The sequence below is a fragment of the Luteimicrobium album genome, assembly GCF_030161555.1.
Classification (GTDB): Bacteria; Actinomycetota; Actinomycetes; order Actinomycetales; family Cellulomonadaceae; genus Luteimicrobium; species Luteimicrobium album.
The window spans coordinates 630,766-650,276 of record NZ_BSUK01000001.1 but is presented as its reverse complement, the minus strand read 5'-3'; the positions used below and the strand labels follow the sequence as shown (position 1 = coordinate 650,276).

Here is a 19,511-nt window from a genome sequence, read left to right as displayed (position 1 = left end):
GCCTGGGACGCGCCCGACCGGGATGGGAGGATGGGCGGGTGACCGACGACGCCCCTGCCGTTCGCGCCCCTGCCGACCCGTTCGACCCGCCGGGGCTCGAGTGGTCGCGCGTGTCCGGGAAGCTCGTGACCGCGCGGCTCGTCCCGTCGCTGACCACGGTGGGACTGCTGGCCGTCGTGGGTGCGGTCGTCGCGCTCGCCACGGGCGCGGCCTGGGTCTGGGTGTTCCCCGCGTTCTTCGTGCTGCTCGCGCTCTGGCTGCTGTGGCTGGTGCCGCGCCAGGTGCACGCGATCGGCTACGCCGAGCGGGCCGACGACCTGCTGATCCGCAAGGGCATCATGTTCCGCACGCTCGTCGTCGTGCCCTACGGGCGCATGCAGTACCTGGACGTGCAGCGTGGCCCGCTGACCCGCGCGCTGGGCCTCGCGTCGCTCCAGCTCCACACCGCGTCCGCCGGCACGGACGCCAGCATCGACGGGCTGCCCGCCGAGGTCGCCGAGCGGCTGCGCGACCAGCTCGCCGCGCGCGGCGAGGCGCGGCTGGCCGGGCTGTGAGCGGCGGCGTGGCCGGGCCCGCCCCCGAGGGCGTGAGCGCGCCGCCGGCCCTCGCCTGGCAGCGGGTCCACCCCGTGACGCCGCTGGTGAAGGGCTGGCTCGTCCTCGTCGTCGTGGTCCTCGGGCTCCTGCGCTCGACGGCGGAGCAGGGCGGGGGCGACAGCACCCGGTTCGCCCTGCACCACCTCGCGTGGGTGGTGCTCGGGGTCGCGGCGATCGTCGTGGTGGCGGGCGCGTACTCGTGGCTGGCATGGCGCGTGACGGCGTACGCGATCGACCCGGACGCCGTGCACATGCGGTCGGGGATCCTGTTCAAGCAGCACCGCAAGGCCCGGCTCGACCGGATCCAGGCGATCGAGGTGCGTCAACCCCTCGCCGCGCGGATCTTCGGGCTCGCGGAGGTCAAGGTCGAGGTCGCGGGCGGCGACGGGTCGGGCGTGTCGATCGGCTACCTCACGGAGCGCACCGCCCAGGAGCTGCGCGCGGACCTGCTGGCGCGCGCGGCGGGCCTGGGGGCGCCGTCGTCGGGCGGGAAGCAGGCAGCGGCCATCGCGGCGCCCGTCCCGGGTGCCGACGCGGCGGGCGAGCCGGACCGCGTCGCGCCGGCGCCCACGGTGGGTCAGGGCGCTGCGCCGACGCTCCACGCGGCCGAGGCCCCCGAGCAGCCGCTGTTCGAGGTGCCGTCGGGGCGGCTGGTCGCGTCGACCTTCCTGACCGTCGAGGCGTGGGTCCTGGTGCTCGTCGTCGTGGGCGCGGTCGTCGCGGCCACGGCTGCCCGGACCCCGCTGTCCTGTTCAGCTTCCTGCCGATCGTGATCGGCTTCGGCTCCGCGCTCTTCGGCCGGTTCAACCGGTCGTTCGCGTTCCGCGCCGCGACGTCGCCCGACGGCATCCGGCTGCGTCACGGGCTCACCGAGACGCGTGCGCAGACGATCCCGCCGGGCCGCGTGCAGGCCGTCGAGCTGGTGCAGCCGTTCCTGTGGCGCCGGTTCGGCTGGTGGCGCGTGCACGTCAACGTGGCCGGCTACGGGCGCGAGGCGAACGCGAAGGGCCCGACGACGGTGCTGCTCCCCGTGGGCTCGCGCGCCGAGGCGACGACGGCGTTGTGGCTGGTCCTTCCGGACCTCGGCACGCCGGACCCGCTCGCGCTGCTCGGGGAGGCGCTCGACGGCGCCGGGCCGAGCGACGCGTTCACGGCCGCGCCCCGGCGGTCGCGCTGGCTCGACCCGGTCGGCTGGCGTCGCAACGGCTACGCGGTCACGGCCCGAGCCGTGCTCGCCCGCAGCGGCCGGGTGCGGCGTCGGCTCGTCGTGGTGCCGCACGAGCGGACGCAGTCGCTGGGACTCGAGCAGGGGCCGCTGCAGCGCCGGCTCGGGCTGGCGTCGTTCGTCCTGCACTCGACGCCGGGGTCCGTGCACCCCGACGTGCCGCACCTCGACGCCCGCGACGCCCGCGTGCTGCTCGACGAGCAGTCCGTCCGGGCCCGCGAGGCGCGTTCCCAGGACCTCAGCGAGCGGTGGCTCCAGCCGCCCGGGGCGCGCGCATGACGGCGGGCGGCGGGCCGGTGCGGCTCGGCGTGGGCGTCGTCGGGGCGGGCCGCGTGGGCGCGGTCCTCGGCAGCGCGCTGCGGTCGGTCGGGCACGCCGTCGTCGGGGCGAGCGGGGTCTCCGAGGCGAGCCGGGAGCGCATCGACGTCATGCTGCCCGGGGTCCCCGTGCTCGAGGTCCCCGAGGTCGTCCGGCGTGCCGAGCTGGTCCTCCTCACCGTGCCCGACGACGAGCTCGCGCCCCTGGTCCGGGGCCTCGCCGACGTCGGGGCGTGGCAGCCGGGGCAGCTCGTCGTGCACACGGCGGGCAGCCAGGGCGTGCGGGTCCTCGACCCGGCCCGGGCCGCCGGGGCGATCCCCCTCGCGATCCACCCGGCGATGACCTTCACGGGCACCTCCCTCGACCTGTCCCGGCTCGAGGGCACGACCTTCGCCGTCACGGCCGCCGCCCCGGTGCTGCCCATCGCGCAGGCGCTCGTCGTCGAGCTCGGCGGGGAGCCCGCCGTCGTCGCCGAGGAGGCCCGCCCGCTCTACCACGCGGCCCTCGCGCACGGCTCCAACCACCTCGTGGTGCTCGTCGCGCAGGCCGCGCAGGCGCTCGCGGCAGCCGGGATCGAGCGGCCCGGCCGGGCGCTCGGCCCGCTGCTCGGGGCCGCGCTCGACGGCGCGCTGCGCTACGCGGACGTCGACGGGGCGACGGAGCCACGGGCCGACGGCGGGGTGGACGTGCCGGTCGCCAACCCGCTCGGCCTCGGCGCGCCCGGTGCCGCCGCGATCGGGGCCCTCACCGGCCCCGTCTCGCGCGGCGACGTCGGGACGGTGCGCGCCCACCTCCAGGTCCTCGGCGCGCAGGCCGCCGACGCACCCGACCTGCCGCCCGCGTACCGGGCCCTGGCGCGCGGCGCGACCGTCCGCGCCCTCGCCGCCGGCCGCATCGGCGAGCGGCAGGCGGCCGAGCTGCTCGACGCGCTCACGGAGCCGGCCTCACCCGCCGCACCCCACGACGCCCCACCCGCCCCCGGTCCGGAGAGTGACGCATGACCAGTCCGCTCGTCGCCTCGACCGTCGCCGACCTCGACGACGCCCTCGCACCGTTCGACGCCGCCCGCGGCCCGGGCGACCGACCCGACCGGCCCCGCCGCGCCGTCGTCATGACCATGGGCGCGCTCCACGAGGGGCACCTCACGCTCGTCCGGCGCGCCCGCGAGCTCGTCGGACCGGCCGGGCAGGTGGTCGTGACCGACTTCGTGAACCCGCTCCAGTTCGGCCCGGGCGAGGACTTCGACCGCTACCCGCGCGACGTCGACGGCGACGTGAGGTTGCTCACCCCCGAGGGCGTCGACGTCGTCTTCGCGCCGCACCTCGACGAGATGTACCCCGACGGCGACGCGCTCGTCCGGGTCAGTGCCGGCTCGCTCGGCACGATCCTCGAGGGCGCGGCCCGGCCGGGGCACTTCGACGGCATGCTGACCGTCGTCCTCAAGCTCCTGCACCTCGTCCGGCCCGACGTCGCGCTCTTCGGCGAGAAGGACGCTCAGCAGCTCCTCCTCGTCCGCCGCATGGTGCGTGACCTGGACGTTCGCACCGAGATCGTCGGGGTCCCGATCGTCCGCGAGCCCGACGGCCTCGCGCGGTCCTCGCGCAACGCCTACCTCAGCGCCGACGAGCGGACCCGCGCCCTCGCGCTCAGTGCGGCCCTCCGCGCGTCGGCGGACGTCGCCGAGGCGGGTGGCAGCCCGACCGACGTCGTGGGAGCCGCCGCGACCGTGCTCAACGACGCCGAGGGCGTCGTCGTCGATTACCTCGCGCTCGTCGACCCGACTACCGTGGAGGACCTGACCCTCGCCGGAAGCGTCGCGTCGGGTCCGGCGTTGTTGCTGGTGGCGGCACGTGTCGGCTCGACCCGGCTGATCGACAACACCACGGTCCGGCTCGCGTAGCGCGCCCGCCGGCTGCGGCCCACCGGCACCATGCCGACGTTCCATGACCACTTCGCACTCGGAGGCACAGCACTGTGACCCGACGCCCGCACGAGCGTGCGACCACGCTCCGGCGTCCGATGATGATCGCCAAGATCCACCGGGCGACCGTGACCCAGGCGGACCTGCACTACGTCGGTTCGCTCACCGTCGACTCCGACCTGCTCGACGCCGCGGACCTGCTCCCCGGCCAGCAGGTCGACGTCGTCGACGTCGCCAATGGCCACCGGCTCACCACGTACGTCATCCCCGGCGAGCGGGGCAGCGGCGAGATGTGCATCAACGGCGCCGCCGCGCACCTCATCAAGCCCGGCGACCTCGTCATCGTCATCGCGTACGGCACCCTCGCCGACGACGAGGCCCGCACCTTCGTCCCCAACGTCGTCTTCGTGGACGAGCACAACAAGATCGTCGAGATCGGCGACGACCCGGGCCAGGTGCCCGGAGGGTACGGGCTCGAGCCCAGCGGGGTCCCGTTCGAGCAGGTGCAGGGGAGCGAGGGCGTCCTCGGCACCCGTTCCCAGGGTTCGCCCCTCGCCGGCGACGACGCCCTGGCCGCCTGGTAGTGGCCCGCCTCCACCGGCGGCTGCGCGCGCCGCAGCCGGGCTGGACGGCGTCCGCCGACGTCGTCGTCGTGGGCAGCGGGATCGCCGGCCTCACCGCGGCTCTCGAGCTCCGGACGCGCGTGCCGCGGGTGCTGCTCGTCACCAAGGGCGCGCTGTCGTCCGGGTCGACCGTGTGGGCGCAGGGCGGCATCGCCGCGGCGCTCGACCCGACCGACTCGCCCGAGGCGCACCTCGCCGACACGCTCGCCGCGGGCGGTGGGCTCTGCGACCCGCGGGCCGTCGAGGTCCTCGTCACCGAGGGCCCCGCGCGCGTCAGCGAGCTCGTCGCGCGCGGCGCCGTGTTCGACACCGACTCGGGCGGCGGCATCGCTCTCGGCCGCGAGGGCGGGCACCACGCCGACCGCATCGCGCACGCCGGCGGCGACGCGACCGGCGCCGAGATCTCGCGGGCCCTCGTCGCCCAGCTCGAGGCCGTCCGCACCGACCCCGGCATCGAGGTGATCGAGAACGCGCTCGTTCTCGACGTGCTCACCGGCAGCCCCGGGCCCGACGGGCGCGCGCCGGCCTGCGGCGTCACCCTCCACGTCCGCGGGGCGGGGTCGCGCGACGGGGTCGGGGCCGCGCTCGCGCCCGCCGTCGTCCTCGCGACCGGCGGTATCGGTCAGGTCTTCCGCTCGTCCACGAACCCGCCCGCCGCCACCGGAGACGGCATCGCCGCCGCCCTGCGCGCGGGCGCGAGCGTCGGTGACCTCGAGTTCGTCCAGTTCCACCCCACCGTGCTCTGGCTCGGGTCCGGCGCGAAGGGCCAGTTGCCGCTCATCTCCGAAGCCGTCCGCGGCGAGGGCGCGGTGCTCCTCGACGAGCTCGGCACCCGGTTCATGCCCGCGGTCCACCCGATGGCGGAGCTCGCGCCCCGCGACGTCGTCGCCCACGCCATCGTGCGGCAGATGGCCGCCACCGGCTCCGACCACGTCCTGCTCGACGCGCGCGGCCTCGCCACCGCACGGGGGCGAGACTTCCTCGCGCGCCGCTTCCCGACCATCACCGCGCGCCTCCTCGACGCCGGCATCGACTGGACCGAAGAACCCGTGCCCGTGGCCCCCGCGCAGCACTACCACTCCGGCGGCGTCGTGACCGACGTCGACGGACGGTCCGACGTCCCCGGGCTCTACGCCGTCGGCGAGGTCGCCTGCACCGGCGTCCACGGCGCCAACCGGCTCGCCTCCAACTCGCTCCTCGAAGGGCTCGTGTTCGCGACCCGCGCCGCCCGTGACATCGCCGCCCGCCTCGCTGCGGGCGACCTCGTGCAGCACGAACCCGTCGAACGGGACGGCGCGCCCGGCCTCGTGCCCGCGGCCGCCCGCTCCCGCGTCCAGGCCATCGCCACCGCCGGGCCCGGCGTCATCCGCGACGAGCGCGGACTCCTCGGCGCCCGCACCCACCTCGCCGCCGTCCTCGACGCCGCCGACGAGGGCGACGTCGTCGCCGAACCGCAGCTCGCCGAGTGGGAGACCACCAACGTGCACCAGGTCGCGTCGGCGCTCACCGAGGCCGCGCTGCGCCGCACCGAGAGCCGAGGCGGGCACTTCCGGTCCGACTTCCCCGCGGTCGACCCCGCCTGGGCGCGGCGTGTCGTCGTGCGGTTGGGCGACGACGGGGAGCTCGTCGTCTCCTGAGCCCGGCTCGCTTGCTGTGGTCGGGGTTGCGGGCCGTCTTCCGTTCGCCATCGTCCCGCTCGCCGAGGTACCTCGCGCGGAGGACTACGTCGCGGAGCGGATAGCGTGAGGCCCGTGACCGAGACCTCGACGCCGTCCACCACCCGCTCGCCCGCGTTCGACGACGGGCTCGACCCGGCGTGGGTGGCCGCCGTCGTGCGCACCGCGCTCGACGAGGACCTCGGGGCCGAGCCCGGACGCGACGTGACCACCCAGGCGACGGTCGACGTCGGCGCCCGGGGGACCGCGGACCTGGTCGCACGCGAGGAGGGTGTCGTCGCGGGGCTCGTGGTGGTGCCGGAGGTGCTCGCGCAGGTGGCCCGGCGGTTCGGGCTCGAGGCGCCGGCCGTGACGTTCGTCGCGCGGGACGGCGACCGGGTCGGTCGGGGCCAGGTGCTCGCGACCGTCGAGGGGCCGACCCAGGCGCTGCTCGTCGCCGAGCGGACGCTCCTCAACCTCGCGAGCCGGGCGAGCGGCGTCGCGACCCACACGCGCCGCTGGGCGGACGAGCTCGAGGGGACCGGAGCGCTCGTCCTCGACACCCGCAAGACGACGCCCGGGCTGCGCGCGCTCGAGAAGTACGCGGTCCGGGCGGGCGGTGGGACGAACAAGCGCATGGGCCTGTACGACGTCGCGATGGTCAAGGACAACCACGTCGTCGCCGCCGGGTCGGTCGCCGCGGCAGTCGCGGCGGTCCGCGAGCGGTTCCCCGAGGTCGCGGTCCAGGTCGAGGCGGACACGACCGAACAGGCGGTCGAGGCGGTCGACGCCGGCGCCGACTTCCTCCTGCTCGACAACATGCCGACGCCCGTCCTGGCCGCCACGGTCGCGGCGGTCCGCGCCCGGCAGGGGACCCCGGCGTCGGGCGTCCCTGGTGCGACCGTGCCCGAGCACGTCGAGCTCGAGGCCACCGGCAACCTCACGCTCGACCGCGCCGCCGAGGTCGCGGGGACCGGCGTCGACTACCTGTCGGTGGGGGCGCTGACCCACTCGTCGCCGATCCTTGACCTCGCCCTGGACCTGCGCGCATCCTGACCGGACGCCCGAATGGTCCGTCCTTCGGGTGCTCGCAGGCGTCGCCCGTAGAATCACGGGGTGACTTCCCCCGACCCCGCGCGTCCCGCCGTGCCCACGAGCTCGCCCGCCACGAACACCCCCGAGGCCGCCGCGGACGACCTGCCCGAGCAGCTCCGGATCCGCCGCGCCAAGCGCGACCGGCTGATCGAGGAGGGCACCGCGGCGTACCCGGTGTCGGTCCCGCGGACGCACACGATCGCCGAGGTCGTGGCGGGTTACGGGCACCTCGAGGCCGGCCAGGAGACCGACGACGTCGTGGGTGTCGCCGGCCGCGTCGTGTTCCTGCGGAACACGGGCAAGCTCTGCTTCGTGACCCTGCAGGACGGCGAGGGCAACCGACTGCAGGGCATGCTCAGCCAGGCCGTCGTCGGCGAGGAGTCGCTCGCGCGCTTCAAGGGCGACGTCGACCTCGGCGACCATCTCTTCCTCCACGGGCGCGTGATCAGCTCCCGCCGCGGGGAGCTGTCGGTGTTCGCGGACGAGTGGACGATCGCCGCGAAGGCGCTGCGCCCGCTCCCGGTGCTGCACAAGGACCTGTCGGAGGAATCGCGCGTCCGGCAGCGTTATGTCGACCTGATCGCGCGCCCGGCCGCACGGGACATGGTGCGTTTCCGCGCGGCCGTCGTGCGTTCTCTGCGTGAGAACTTCCACCGGCGCGACTTTCTCGAGATCGAGACCCCGATGCTGCAGACCGTGGCGTCCGGTGCGGCGGCCCGTCCGTTCGAGACGCACATGAACGCGTACGACATCGACCTGTTCCTCAGGATCGCCCCGGAGATCTTCCTCAAGAAGGCGGTCGTGGGTGGTGTGGAACGCGTCTTCGAGATCAACAGGAACTTCCGCAACGAAGGCGCGGACTCGTCGCACTCTCCGGAGTTCGCGATGCTCGAGGCTTATGAGGCCTACGGCGACTACGACACGATGGCGGCGCTGACGCGGAACCTCGTGCAGACGGCGGCGCAGGACGCGCTCGGCACCACGACGGTCACCCTGCCGGACGGCGAGGAGTACGAGCTCGGGGGCGAGTGGACGACGCTCACGATGTACGGGTCGCTGTCGGAGGCGCTGGGTGAGGAGATCACGCCCGAGACGTCGGTCGAGCACCTGTCGAAGCTCGCGGAGCGCCTCGAGGTCGTGCACGACCCGAAGCGCGCCAGCCACGGCAAGCTCGTCGAGGTGATCTGGGAGCACCTGGTGGGCGACCACCTGGTGGCGCCCACGTTCGTGCGGGACTTCCCGGTCGAGACGTCGCCGCTCACGCGCGACCACCGCACGATCCGCGGGGTCGTGGAGAAGTGGGACCTGTACGTGCGCGGCTTCGAGCTCGCGACGGCCTACTCGGAACTGGTGGATCCGGTGATCCAGCGCGAGCGGTTCGAGGCGCAGGCGCTCCTCGCGGCAGCCGGGGACGTCGAGGCGATGCGCCTCGACGAGGACTTCCTCACGGCGATGGAGTACGCGATGCCGCCGTCGGGCGGCATGGGGATGGGAATCGACCGGCTGCTCATGGCGCTCACGGGCCAGGGCATCCGGGAGACGATCCTCTTCCCGCTGGTCAAGCCGGCGCAGTGAGAACGATGGACGAGCTGCTCGGCCGAAAGGTGGCGTGACGATGGTCGGTGTTCTCGAGGCGGTCATCCCCTCGATCGCGGTGGGCCTGATCTTCTGGCTCGTGATGCGCTTCGTGGTGCGCGCGGACCGCAACGAACGGAATGCGATGGCGGCGTTGTGGGCCAAGGAGGACCTGCAGCTCGCCGAGCGGCGCCTCGCGGCCTCGGAACCGGGAACGGTCGGTACCCAGCCGACGACGGAGCCGCAGAAGCCGGAGTGACCTGCCGGCTGCTGGGCTTGCCCGGCACGCGGCGGTGGTGGCGAGCGACGTCGTTGTGAAGTCGGTCGTTGACCACGGATCCCGGGCGGATGGTGCAGGGTTCGAGGGGCACCCGTCTCAGGCGCGGCCGTGGACGTGGTCCCAGAGGGTGATGAGGCCGAAGGCTGCCGCCCCGACGGACGGCGCGACGATGTAGAGGGCGATGTCGAACCTTGCATCGCGGTAGCGCACACCGTGGCGCCGGGCCCACGCGAGCTGGGCTGCGGCGAAGCGGAACACGACGACGCCGAACAGGATGGCGGCGGCGGCGAAGATCGTGACGAACGCGATCGTCGCCACCCAGGTCCCTGCACCCCAGTGCGTCGCGTCGCTGGCACGGTGGGTCGCACCCCAGAGGGACGCGACGGGCAGGGCGATCCCGAAGATCGTCATCAGGATGCCCATGCCAACCCCTCCCCACGGGCTGGTGGGGCCCTGGAGCGTGCCCGCGCCGTTGCCGTTGAACCAGCCTTCGTGGGGCATGGGTTCGCTAGGCATCTGCGGGTTTCCGTCGGCGTCGAGGGGTAGATCAACCGACTCGGTCGCGGACTCCGTGCGGTCCCGCCCGTGTGGGTCTCGTGCGGCGAGTCGCCCTGCGGACGTTCGGGCCTGGGCCGATGACGACTCGTCAGGATGATGACCACGATCATGACGATGATCAGTGCACCCACGCCGCACACGTGCAGCATGAGGTCCCCGGTGCGCTGATGGGCAGGCGAACGCACGACGAGATCGACGAAGAGCGCGCCGAGCACGACCATTTCCGCGGTGAGAGCGATTCTCCTTTTTCCCGACACAGCCCTGATCCTAGTGTTGTCGGTGCTGCTTCTCCGGCCGGCTCGTGATTCACCAACGGCGGAGCGCATGAGGAGACGCGGCTGTCGGGCCACCCACGGGGCCTTTCGTCAGGCACCGGCATGTCACTCGATGAACATCTTCATCCCTGGCTCGCCGAGCGGGAGCCGCGTCGCTCGCGCATTTTCTTCGGTAGGGAATCCGCGAAGTGCTTGCGCGTCGTCTTTGACGTCGCGCACCGTGGGTGGCATCATCTTCAGGTCTGTTGATGCAATATTCCTACAATGCAGGAATCGTGAGGTGCCCTTGTGGCTCAGAAGGTTCAGGTCCTCCTCGTCGACGATCTCGACGGTGGCACGGCCGAGCAGACGGTGACGTTCGCGCTGGACGGCGTCTCGTACGAGATCGACCTCAACGACAAGCACGCCGCCGAGCTGCGTGAGGCCCTCGCGACGTGGATCGGTCACGCGCGCAAGGTGACGGGCCGCGCCGCCGCACGCCCCGCCCGCCGGTCGGCCCGTGGCGGCGCCTCCGAGGCCACGCAGGTCCGCGAGTGGGCCCGCGCCAACGGGTTCACGGTCTCGGACCGCGGCCGCATCCCGGCCGACGTCAAGGCGAAGTACGACGCCGCTCACTGAGCTGCATTCATCGAGCGACGCGACGGCGTCCAGGGGTCCGGCACCGGTGGTGCCGGGCCCCTGCCGCGTCTGGCTACGCTTTCCGCATGACCTCTCCGACCGTCGAGCCCCCAATGTCCGACGTCCGCCGGCTCTGGCTGGGGACCTACCCGGCGCCGGGGACGCCGTCGGGCAGCGGGGAGGGCGTGTGGCGCGTGGACCTGGACGTGACCGCGGGCCGGTTCGACGGCGCCCGCCAGGTCGTGGTGACGCCGTCGCCGTCGTTCCTGGCGCTGTCGCCGGACGAGCGGACGCTCTACGCGGTGGGGGAGACGGCCGAGGGCATGGTGTCGGCGTTCACTGCAAGCACTGTCAGCACCGTGGCCACAGGGGCTGCCGTCGACGGCGACCGGCTCGAGCTCCTCGCGACCCTGCCGAGCGGCGGAGCCGACCCGTGCCACGTGGTCGCCCGCGGGGACGCGGCGTGGGTGGCGAACTACTCGTCGGGCACGTTCACGACGGTCCCGGTCGGCGGCGACGGTGCGTTCGCGGGCGAGCCGGCGGTGCACCCGGGGAGGGCACGGGACCGGTCACGGACCGGCAGGAGGGCCCGCACGCGCACTTCGTCGCCCCGACGCCGGACGGCTCGGCCGCGTGGGTCGTGGACCTGGGTGCGGATCGGGTCCGCCGGTACCGCGTCACCGCCGACGGCGCGGGCGTCGAGCCCGCCGGCACGGCGGTCGCGCTGCCCCCGGGCACCGGCCCGCGCCACCTCGTCTTCGGCGCGCCGGGGACGCCGGGGGAGGGCTTCGCGTTCGTCGTCGGCGAGCTGGACGACCGCGTCCACGTGCTCGCGCTGCGCACCGACGACGACGGCCTCCTCGCCGCCGACGCCGTCACCTCCGTCCCGGCGTGCGTCACGCCCGGCCCGGAGGGTGTGGGGGCGTTCCCGTCGCACGTCGCGCTGAGCTCGGACGGGACGCGGCTCTACGTCGCCGTGCGTGGCCCGGACGTCGTCGCGGTCTTCGACCTCGTGCGCGACGACGCCGGCGTGCGCCTCGTGCACCGCTCGGATGCCGCGCTCGAGGGCGTCTGGCCCCGCCACTTCGCGGTCCTCGACACCGCGGCCGGCGACGTGCTCGTCGTGGCCGGGCAGAACTCGTCGACGCTCGAGGCTCTGCGGGTCCGGTCCGACGGCGGCTCCGACCCGCTGGCGTCGCTGTCGCTGCCGAGCCCGGCGTGCGTCGTCGAGCGGCGGATACTGGAGGGGTGACCGACCCCCGCCGACCGCTGCGCGTCGCGATGCTCAGCGTCCACACCTCGCCCCTCGACCAGCCCGGCACGGGCGACGCGGGCGGCATGAACGTGTACGTGACGGGACTCGCGCGGGCCCTGGCCCGCGAGGGGGCGACGGTCGAGATCTTCACGCGCCGCACGTCGGGCGCGCAGCCGGACGTGGTCCCGCTGGCCGACGGCGTGTGCGTGCGCCACGTGAGCGCGGGCCCGTTCGAGGGCCTCGACAAGAACGACCTGCCCGGTCAGCTCTGCGCCTTCACCGCGGGCGTCCTGCGCACGGAGGCGTGGCGCGAGGCCGGCTGGTACGACGTCGTGCACGCGCACTACTGGCTGTCCGGGCAGGCGGGCTGGCTCGCGGCCGACCGCTGGGACGTCCCGCTCGTCGGGACCATGCACACGCTCGCGCGCGTCAAGAACGCCGCCCTCGCGCCGGGGGACACCCCGGAGCCGGCCGGCCGGGCGATCGGCGAGGAGCAGGTCGTGGACGCTGCCGACGCGCTCGTCGCGAGCACCGCGCAGGAGGCGCACGAGCTCACGAGCCTGTACGGCGCGGACCCGGAGCACGTGCACGTCGTCGAGCCGGGTGTCGACCTCGACGTCTTCCGGCCCGCCCTGGTCTCGACGGACGGCCTCGACCGCGGTGCCGCGGCGGCGGTCGTCGACGCCGACCGCCGCGCCCGCCGGGCCGCGCTGGGACTGCCCCCGGACCGTCCGCTCGTCCTGTTCGCGGGCCGCGTGCAGCTCCTCAAGGCCCCCGACGTGCTGGTCCGTGCGCTCGGCGTGCTGCGCGACCACGAGCGGCTCGTCCCCACGCTCCTCGTGCTCGGCGGCGCGAGCGGCCGCCCGACGGCGGTGCGGGAGCTCCAGGCGCTCGCCGCGCAGCTCGGCGTCGAGGACCGGCTCGTCGTCCGGCCCCCATCCCCGCGGACGAGCTCGCCGCGCACATGCGCGCCGCGGACCTCGTGGCGGTCCCGTCGCACTCCGAGTCGTTCGGGCTCGTCGCGGCCGAGGCGCAGGCCGCGGGCACGCCCGTGGTCGCGGCCGCCGTCGGCGGGCTCCCCACCGTGCTCGACGACGGCGCGACGGGCGTTCTCGTGGGCGACCACTCGTCGTGGACCTGGGCCGAGGCGATCGGCGGGCTGCTCGACGACCCGGAACGCCGGGCCGCGCTGCGCGAGGCCGGGCTCGCGGCCAGCCCACGGTTCGGGTGGGACCGCGCCGCGAAGGAGATGCTCGCCGTCTACGCGGACGCTCGGGCGGTCAGGAACGCTCGAGCACGAACACGGGGATGACGCGGTCGGTGCGCGTCTGGTACTCCGCGTAGTCGGGGTAGGCCGCGACGGCACGCTCCCACCACAGGTCCCGCTCGGCACCGTGCACCTCGCGTGCCGTGTAGTCGTGACGCTCGGGGCCGTCCTGCAGCTCGACCTCCGGGTGGGCGACGACGTTGGCGTACCACTGCGGGTTCTTCGGGGCGCCGCCCAGCGAGGCGACGACGGCGTAGGCGCCCTCGTGCTCGACGCGCATGAGCGCGTTCTTGCGGACCTTGCCCGAGCGTGCGCCCGTCGTCGTCAGGATGATCACGGGCATCCCCCGCAGCGTGGTGCCCTTCGTGCCGCCCGACGACTCGTACAGGGCGACCTGGTCGGCGGTGCGGGCGGACGTGCTGGGTACGTACTCTCCGGTCAGCGGCATGTCCACGGAACGTCCTCGCCGCACGCGCGCATTCCGGGTGCGGCAAAATGGGTTCCATGACCTACACCCTCGTGCTCCTCCGCCACGGCGAGAGCGACTGGAACGCCAAGAACCTGTTCACCGGCTGGGTGGACGTCCCCCTCACCGAGAAGGGCACCGAGGAGGCGAAGCGCGGCGGCACCCTCCTCACGGAGGCCGGTGTGCTGCCCGACGTCGTGCACACGTCGCTGCTGCGCCGCGCGATCACGACGGCGAACCTCGCCCTCGACGCCGCGGACCGCCACTGGATCCCCGTGAAGCGGAGCTGGCGCCTCAACGAGCGCCACTACGGCGCCCTGCAGGGCAAGGACAAGAAGCAGACGCTCGAGCAGTTCGGCGAGGAGCAGTTCATGCTCTGGCGCCGCTCCTACGACGTCCCGCCGCCCGCCATCGAGCCCGGCTCGGAGTTCTCCCAGGACACCGACCCGCGCTACGCCGACGCGCCGCAGGTCCTCACCGAGTGCCTCAAGGACGTCCTCGAGCGTGCGCTGCCGTACTGGGAGGGCGAGATCGTCCCCGACCTCAAGGCCGGCAAGACCGTCCTCGTCGCGGCGCACGGCAACTCGATCCGCGCGCTCGTGAAGCACCTCGACGGGATCTCCGACGACGACATCGCCGGCCTCAACATCCCGACGGGCATCCCGCTGCTCTACGAGCTGGACGAGGACCTCCAGCCCGTCACCCAGGGCGGCACGTACCTCGACCCCGAGGCCGCGAAGGACGCCATCGCGGCGGTCGCGAACCAGGGCCGTTGAGCCCCGCGGCTCGCTGACCCGACACGCGTGAGGCCCGGCACCCTGAGGGTGCCGGGCCTCACGTCTGGCCCGTCCCGTTGAGCGCCCCGGTCCCGCTGAGTGCGTAACTTTTGTGCGACACGCCCGGCGTGTCGCACAAGAGCTACGCACTCACGGAGGGGTGGGGGCTTGGGGTCAGGCGAGCTCCGCCGGCTCGCCCGTGACCAGGTAGGCGATGCGGCGCGCCACGGAGACCGCGTGGTCGCCGAAGCGCTCGTAGTAGCGCGACGCGAGCGTCACGTCGATGGTCTCCTGGACCGAGCCGATCCAGTCCGCCGACAGCAGCGCGCCGAACGTCTGCTCGTGGAGCACGTCGAGCAGGTCGTCGTCCCGCTCGACCGTCGTGGCGAGCGCGAGGTCGCGCGTCTCGAGGAGTGCGGTGGTGCGGCGCGCGACGCGGGTGGCGGCGTCGTGCATCTGGGTGAACGTGTCGGTGACGGTCGGGGGCAGCGCGTGCGCCGGGTAGCTGCGGCGCGCGAGCTGGGCCAGGTGGCGTGCGAGGTCGCCCATGCGCTCCAGGCTGGAGCTGATGCGGAGCGCGGTCACGACGACGCGCAGGTCGGTCGCGACCGGCGCCTGCTGCGCGAGCAGGCGGACGCACTGCTCGTCGAGCTCGCGCTCGCGCCCGTCGATCTCGCGGTCGGACGCGATGACCTCCTGGGCCAGGGCGAGGTCGGCGGTCAGGACGGCCTGGCCCGCGTCCGTGATGGCGCGCTCGACCAGCCCGCTCATCGCGGTGAGGTCGTCACCCACCTGGCGCAGCTCGGCCTCGAAGATCTCTCTCATGCGCGCCACGGTCCCACGCGCGGGCGCCCGCCGTCCGGCTGCTCGGTGAACGCCCGGCCGACGGCTGGTGAACACTTCGCGGCAGGTGACCATGGGGTGGACCTGCGGCCGGGCCGGGTGTCGCACGTCCGTACGCTGGTGGGGTGGAGTTCTTCGACGGGGGCTGGAGCGCGCTCGCGGCCGGGCTGGTGGGCCTGCTCGTGGGCGTGTCGGCCGCGCTCGCCTTCCGGACGAGCGAACGGCAGCGTTCCCGCCCTGCGCGCACCCCGCGTCCCGGTGCCGAGGAGACCACGCCAGGCCCGGAGCTGGACGAGGGCCTCGTCCGGGCGCTCGCGGTCCTCCGTTCGGCGGCCGTCGTGCTCGACGACGAGGACCGGGTCGTGCGTGCCAGCCCGCCCGCGTACGCGCTGGGCGTGGTCCGGTCGTCCGAGGTCGCGCACGCCGCGATCCGCGATCTCGTGGCGGCGGTCCGCCGGGACGGTGTGATCCGCGACGAGGAGCTCGAGCTGCCCCGTGGACCCGTCGGCCGGGGGACCGTGGTGCTGCAGGTACGTGTCGCGCAGGTGACGCCCCACCTCCTGCTCGTCCTCGCCGAGGACCGCACGGAGGCGCGCCGCACCGAGGCGATCCGCCGTGACTTCGTCGTCAACGTGTCGCACGAGCTCAAGACCCCCGTGGGTGCTCTCGCGCTGCTCGCCGAGACGGTGCAGGACGCCGCCGACGACCCCGAGGCGGTGCGCCGCTTCGCCGGCCGCATCGTGACCGAGGCCGAACGGCTGTCCGCGCTCGTGCACGAGATCATCGAGCTCTCCCGCCTGCAGGCCGCGAGCGCGGCCCAGCAGGTCACGGTCGTGCCGGCGCGCGCCGTCGTCGACGAGGCCGCGGCGCGCGCCCGCACCACCGCTCAGGCCAAAGGCGTTCGGATCTCCGTCGGAGGGGACCTCGACGCCCGCATCTACGGCGACCACGCCCTGCTCGTCACGGCGGTGCGCAACCTCCTCGACAACGCGGTCGCGTACTCGGGCGAGCACTCCCAGGTGTCCGTCGGGGTGCGACAGGCCGACGACCTCGTCGAGATCGCCGTCGTCGACGAAGGCATCGGCATCGCGCCCGAAGACCAGGAGCGCGTGTTCGAGCGCTTCTTCCGCGTGGACCCCGCCCGGTCGCGGGCGACAGGGGGCACCGGGCTCGGCCTCAGCATCGTCAAGCATGTCGCCGCCGACCACGGTGGCGACGTGACAGTCTGGTCAGAGCCGGGGCACGGCGCGACGTTCACGCTGCGCATCCCCGCCGCGCCCGACGACGTCCCCCGAGCTCGGCCCGACGGCGCCGATGACCTCGACGGGCCCGACCGACCGATCGACCGAACCAAGGAGGTGGATGCGTGACCCGCATCCTCGTGGTGGAGGACGAGGAGTCCTACCGCGACCCGCTCACCTACCAGCTCGAGCGCGAGGGCTTCGACGTGGCGTCGGCCGCGACCGGCCCCGACGCGCTCACGGCGTACGACGCGCTCGAGCCACAGGGCGGCGTCGACCTCGTGCTGCTCGACCTCATGCTGCCCGGGCTCGACGGGACCGAGGTGTGCCGCGAGCTCCGGCGCCGCGGCGACGTGCCCGTCATCATGCTGACCGCCAAGGACACCGAGATCGACAAGGTCGTCGGTCTCGAGCTCGGTGCCGACGACTACGTCACCAAGCCCTACTCGTTCCGGGAGCTGCTGGCGCGCATGCGAGCCGTGCTGCGCCGTCGCGCCGCCGCCCAGCCGTCCGCGGGTGCGGGGACGCAGGCCCCGACGAGATCGACGACGACGTCCTCGAGGCCGGCCCCGTCCGCATGGACGTCGACCGGCACACCGTCACGGTCAGCGGCGAGCCCGTGTCGTTCCCGCTCAAGGAGTTCGAGCTGCTCGAGCTGCTGCTGCGCAACGCCGGCCGCGTGCTGACGCGCGGGCAGCTCATCGACCGCGTGTGGGGCTCCGACTACGTCGGCGACACCAAGACCCTCGACGTCCACGTCAAGCGCGTGCGCGCCAAGGTCGAGCCCGACCCCGGCAACCCGCAGCACCTCCTGACCGTCCGGGGGCTCGGCTACCGGTTCGTCGACGACGAGGACTGAGGTCCCGGCGTCGTCGGCTCCGCAGCGGGGGCGCGAAGTCCAGGACGGGCGAGCCGTCCACTGCGGTACGCGACGAGCGCCGTCGTGCTGCGCCGCGACGCGGGGCGGTGAGGCCCGCGTCGTGCGTGCGCAGCCGTGGGGTCGTCGGCCTGCGGTGTCACACCGGCGCTCTGGACGGTGGCCTGCGCGGTCGTGCCACGGAGCGTCCCATCCCTTTTCCCCTGCCGCTCGGCAGCGCCGGAGGCTCTGATCCTCCTGCTCCGACGGGCCGGGCGCCTCGATCGTCGGGTACTCCGTCGACGACGTGCCCGTGCGTCCCCGCTCTTCAGCTGCGCCGCACATCGCGCGCTGATGTCGCTGGGGACTCAAGGGAGCGCTCACTTTGTTCGTGCCAGGCTCGGGCGACACGATAGATCAGAGTGTTGAGATTCCAACGAAAAGTCAGGGGTTGTGGCGTCCTTGTCGCGCTGTTACGCTCATTGTGAGCGCTAACAACTGGGAATCCAGCAAGCGATGGCGAAGGTGGTGGACGCAGTGGTCCTCGAACCAGATCACGGGCTCGCGCTCGACGTGCGCGGGCTACGGAAGACCTACCCGGGCGTGGTCGCGCTCGACGGGGTGGATCTCCACGTCGAGCGAGGAGCGGTGGTCGGCCTCGCGGGCGCCAACGGGGCCGGCAAGTCGACCCTCGTCAACATCCTCTCGGGCGCGCAGGCGCCCGACGGCGGGGAGATCTGGGTCGACGGGCGGCCGGTGAACTTCGTGAGCCCGCACGAAGCCCGCGCCGCCGGCGTCTACACGATCTTCCAAGAGCTCAGCCTGGTGCCGCAGCTCTCCGTCGCGGAGAACATCTATCTCGACGAGCTCCAGGGTGGTCGCGTCGTGCGCCAGCGGGACCTCGAGCGGCGCTCGGTGGAGATCCTGGACTCGCTCGGTGGTGGAGTCGACCCGCGTGACCGCGTCGGCGACCTCAGTCTCGCGCAGCAACAGCTCGTCGAGATCGCGAAGGCCCTCAAGGGCCAGCCCTCGGTCCTCCTCCTCGACGAGCCGACCACCACGCTGCCGCCTCGCGAGGTCGACAAGCTCCTCGAGCTCATGCGGTCGCTCGCCACCTCAGGGGTGGGCCTGATCTTCATCTCGCACCGTCTCGACGAGGTGACGGCGATCTGCGACAGCGTCGAGGTCCTGCGCGACGGCCGTAAGGTCACACGGTTCGAGTCGGTCCCGGCGCCGCGCGAGATCGTCCGGGCGATGATCGGAGAGAGGTACGAGAACTCGCTCGCCGCGGCCGCCGCCGACACGGGCGCCGGCCGGATCGGCGGCCAGGTGCGCGGCGACGTCGTCCTCAGCGTCCAGGGGCTCGCCGACGGTCAGAGGTTCGGGCCGTGCTCGTTCGAGCTGCGCAAGGGCGAGGCGCTCGGCGTCACCGGGCTCCTGGGGTCGGGCCAGAACGAGCTGGCAGAGGCGCTGTTCGGGTCACGGCCGGTGAGTGCCGGAAAGATCCAGCGCCACGGGCGGGAGACACCCGTGCGCAGTCCCCGCGCGGCCGTCGCTGCCGGGATCGGCTACATCCCCGAGGACCGCAAGACGGAGGGCCTCGTCCTCGGCATGAGCGTCCGTGACAACACCACGCTCGCGTCGCTCGGTACCTTCTCCCACGGCGGCTTCCTGCGCCGCGCCCGAGAGCGGCACGCAGCGGAGAAGCTGGTCGACGAGCTGCACGTCAAGTGCACGGACGTCGGACAGAGGGTCGTGACGATGTCGGGTGGAAACCAGCAGAAGGTGCTGTTCGCCCGCTGGCTCGTCCGGTCCAGCGAGGTGCTCGTCATGGTCGAACCCACCCGCGGTGTCGACGTCGGGGCGAAGGAAGAGATCTACCGACTCGTCCGCGCCTACCTCGAGGGCGGCGGAGCAGTGCTGCTCGTCACCTCCGAGGTCGCAGAGGCGTCGCTGTGCGACAGGGTCCTCGTGATGTCGATGGGCCGGGTCGTCGCCGAGGCGACGCACGAAGAGCTCCAGAACAGTCGAGACCTGCTCGGCCACCTGCGCTGAGCCTTCTCGAGCC

At 73.6% G+C, this 19,511-nt stretch carries 18 protein-coding genes and 3 pseudogenes; 18 read left to right on the top strand and 3 right to left on the bottom strand.

Annotation, left to right across the window (positions count from 1 at the left end; translation table 11 throughout):
• Positions 1 to 38 precede the first annotated feature (38 nt).
• The 10 genes from QQK45_RS03285 (at position 39) to QQK45_RS03240 (ending at position 9,267) form a co-directional block, all read left to right on the top strand.
• Positions 39 to 554 (top strand): PH domain-containing protein, encoded by a 516-nt coding sequence (locus QQK45_RS03285; protein WP_284292045.1) that lies wholly within the window; start codon positions 39 to 41, stop codon positions 552 to 554.
• Positions 551 to 1,369 carry a PH domain-containing protein gene (locus tag QQK45_RS03280; RefSeq protein WP_284292044.1) on the top strand — a complete coding sequence of 273 codons (819 nt, stop codon included), beginning with the start codon at positions 551 to 553 and terminating at the stop codon, positions 1,367 to 1,369. Before QQK45_RS03285 ends, QQK45_RS03280 begins: the two co-directional genes overlap by 4 nt.
• Positions 1,366 to 2,100 (top strand): PH domain-containing protein, encoded by a 735-nt coding sequence (locus QQK45_RS03275; RefSeq protein WP_284292043.1) that lies wholly within the window; start codon positions 1,366 to 1,368, stop codon positions 2,098 to 2,100. Before QQK45_RS03280 ends, QQK45_RS03275 begins: the two co-directional genes overlap by 4 nt.
• Positions 2,097 to 3,140 (top strand): Rossmann-like and DUF2520 domain-containing protein, encoded by a 1,044-nt coding sequence (locus QQK45_RS03270; RefSeq protein WP_284292042.1) that lies wholly within the window; start codon positions 2,097 to 2,099, stop codon positions 3,138 to 3,140. Before QQK45_RS03275 ends, QQK45_RS03270 begins: the two co-directional genes overlap by 4 nt.
• On the top strand, positions 3,137 to 4,039 hold the full coding sequence (gene panC / locus QQK45_RS03265) for a pantoate--beta-alanine ligase (RefSeq protein ID WP_284292041.1): 903 nt from the start codon (positions 3,137 to 3,139) through the stop codon (positions 4,037 to 4,039). The genes QQK45_RS03270 and panC overlap by 4 nt, the downstream gene beginning before the upstream one ends.
• Before the next feature lie 119 nt (positions 4,040 to 4,158).
• Complete coding sequence (panD, locus tag QQK45_RS03260; RefSeq protein WP_284292040.1) at positions 4,159 to 4,644, top strand: aspartate 1-decarboxylase; 486 nt, start codon at positions 4,159 to 4,161, stop codon at positions 4,642 to 4,644.
• Positions 4,638 to 6,320 (top strand): L-aspartate oxidase, encoded by a 1,683-nt coding sequence (locus QQK45_RS03255; protein ID WP_284294931.1) that lies wholly within the window; start codon positions 4,638 to 4,640, stop codon positions 6,318 to 6,320. Before panD ends, QQK45_RS03255 begins: the two co-directional genes overlap by 7 nt.
• Before the next feature lie 114 nt (positions 6,321 to 6,434).
• A complete protein-coding gene (gene nadC / locus QQK45_RS03250) occupies positions 6,435 to 7,394 on the top strand; it encodes a carboxylating nicotinate-nucleotide diphosphorylase (protein ID WP_284292039.1) in 960 nt (319 codons plus the stop codon).
• A 90-nt stretch (positions 7,395 to 7,484) separates the two neighbouring features.
• Positions 7,485 to 9,008 (top strand): lysine--tRNA ligase, encoded by a 1,524-nt coding sequence (lysS, locus tag QQK45_RS03245; RefSeq protein WP_284294930.1) that lies wholly within the window; start codon positions 7,485 to 7,487, stop codon positions 9,006 to 9,008.
• 40 nt (positions 9,009 to 9,048) lie between these two features.
• Entirely contained in the window at positions 9,049 to 9,267 is a 219-nt protein-coding gene (locus tag QQK45_RS03240; protein ID WP_284294929.1) for a hypothetical protein, read from the top strand.
• A gap of 117 nt (positions 9,268 to 9,384) precedes the next feature.
• Here QQK45_RS03240 and QQK45_RS03235 read toward each other — a convergent pair whose 3' ends face one another.
• Positions 9,385 to 9,789 (bottom strand): hypothetical protein, encoded by a 405-nt coding sequence (locus QQK45_RS03235; protein WP_284292038.1) that lies wholly within the window; start codon positions 9,787 to 9,789, stop codon positions 9,385 to 9,387.
• A 620-nt stretch (positions 9,790 to 10,409) separates the two neighbouring features.
• Here QQK45_RS03235 and QQK45_RS03230 point away from each other — a divergent pair.
• The 4 genes and pseudogenes from QQK45_RS03230 (at position 10,410) to mshA (ending at position 13,306) form a co-directional block, all read left to right on the top strand.
• On the top strand, positions 10,410 to 10,739 hold the full coding sequence (locus QQK45_RS03230; protein ID WP_284292037.1) for a histone-like nucleoid-structuring protein Lsr2: 330 nt from the start codon (positions 10,410 to 10,412) through the stop codon (positions 10,737 to 10,739).
• An 86-nt stretch (positions 10,740 to 10,825) separates the two neighbouring features.
• Positions 10,826 to 11,221, top strand: a pseudogene (locus QQK45_RS03225) (lactonase family protein); the annotation flags it as partial.
• Positions 11,173 to 11,991 carry a lactonase family protein gene (locus tag QQK45_RS03220; protein ID WP_348525140.1) on the top strand — a complete coding sequence of 273 codons (819 nt, stop codon included), beginning with the start codon at positions 11,173 to 11,175 and terminating at the stop codon, positions 11,989 to 11,991. The pseudogene QQK45_RS03225 and the gene QQK45_RS03220, both read left to right, overlap by 49 nt.
• 29 nt (positions 11,992 to 12,020) lie before the next feature.
• Positions 12,021 to 13,306 (top strand): annotated as a pseudogene (mshA, locus tag QQK45_RS03215) (D-inositol-3-phosphate glycosyltransferase).
• Here mshA and QQK45_RS03210 read toward each other — a convergent pair.
• Complete coding sequence (locus QQK45_RS03210) at positions 13,275 to 13,709, bottom strand: nitroreductase family deazaflavin-dependent oxidoreductase (protein ID WP_284292035.1); 435 nt, start codon at positions 13,707 to 13,709, stop codon at positions 13,275 to 13,277. The pseudogene mshA and the gene QQK45_RS03210 overlap by 32 nt on opposite strands.
• A 56-nt stretch (positions 13,710 to 13,765) precedes the next feature.
• Between QQK45_RS03210 and QQK45_RS03205 the strand changes: the two genes are divergently transcribed.
• The gene (locus tag QQK45_RS03205; protein ID WP_284292034.1) at positions 13,766 to 14,503 is read left to right on the top strand and encodes a phosphoglyceromutase; all 738 of its coding nucleotides are present in this window, start codon (positions 13,766 to 13,768) and stop codon (positions 14,501 to 14,503) included.
• Between the two features lie 174 nt (positions 14,504 to 14,677).
• On the opposite strand, the gene phoU is transcribed toward QQK45_RS03205, so the two are convergent.
• A complete protein-coding gene (phoU, locus tag QQK45_RS03200) occupies positions 14,678 to 15,328 on the bottom strand; it encodes a phosphate signaling complex protein PhoU (RefSeq protein ID WP_284292033.1) in 651 nt (216 codons plus the stop codon).
• Positions 15,329 to 15,471: 143 nt separating this feature from the next.
• On the opposite strand from phoU, the gene QQK45_RS03195 reads away from it, so the two are divergent.
• The 3 genes and pseudogenes from QQK45_RS03195 to QQK45_RS03185 all read left to right on the top strand — a co-directional run bounded on the left by QQK45_RS03195 (position 15,472) and on the right by QQK45_RS03185 (position 19,498).
• Positions 15,472 to 16,716 carry a sensor histidine kinase gene (locus tag QQK45_RS03195; protein WP_284292032.1) on the top strand — a complete coding sequence of 415 codons (1,245 nt, stop codon included), beginning with the start codon at positions 15,472 to 15,474 and terminating at the stop codon, positions 16,714 to 16,716.
• A pseudogene (locus tag QQK45_RS03190) lies at positions 16,713 to 17,446 on the top strand (response regulator). The gene QQK45_RS03195 and the pseudogene QQK45_RS03190 overlap by 4 nt, the downstream one beginning before the upstream one ends.
• 522 nt (positions 17,447 to 17,968) lie before the next feature.
• Positions 17,969 to 19,498, top strand: coding sequence for a sugar ABC transporter ATP-binding protein (locus tag QQK45_RS03185; RefSeq protein ID WP_284292031.1), 1,530 nt, complete (start codon positions 17,969 to 17,971; stop codon positions 19,496 to 19,498).
• Positions 19,499 to 19,511: the final 13 nt, after the last annotated feature.

Coding starts and splice junctions, on each gene's coding strand:
- QQK45_RS03235 (WP_284292038.1), bottom strand. CDS start 9,789: ATGCCCCACGAAGGCTGGTTCAACGGCAACGGCGCGGGCACGCTCCAG.
- QQK45_RS03270 (WP_284292042.1), top strand. CDS start 2,097: ATGACGGCGGGCGGCGGGCCGGTGCGGCTCGGCGTGGGCGTCGTCGGG.
- QQK45_RS03205 (WP_284292034.1), top strand. CDS start 13,766: ATGACCTACACCCTCGTGCTCCTCCGCCACGGCGAGAGCGACTGGAAC.
- QQK45_RS03210 (WP_284292035.1), bottom strand. CDS start 13,709: ATGCCGCTGACCGGAGAGTACGTACCCAGCACGTCCGCCCGCACCGCC.
- QQK45_RS03240 (WP_284294929.1), top strand. CDS start 9,049: ATGGTCGGTGTTCTCGAGGCGGTCATCCCCTCGATCGCGGTGGGCCTG.
- phoU (WP_284292033.1), bottom strand. CDS start 15,328: ATGAGAGAGATCTTCGAGGCCGAGCTGCGCCAGGTGGGTGACGACCTC.
- panC (WP_284292041.1), top strand. CDS start 3,137: ATGACCAGTCCGCTCGTCGCCTCGACCGTCGCCGACCTCGACGACGCC.
- panD (WP_284292040.1), top strand. CDS start 4,159: ATGATGATCGCCAAGATCCACCGGGCGACCGTGACCCAGGCGGACCTG.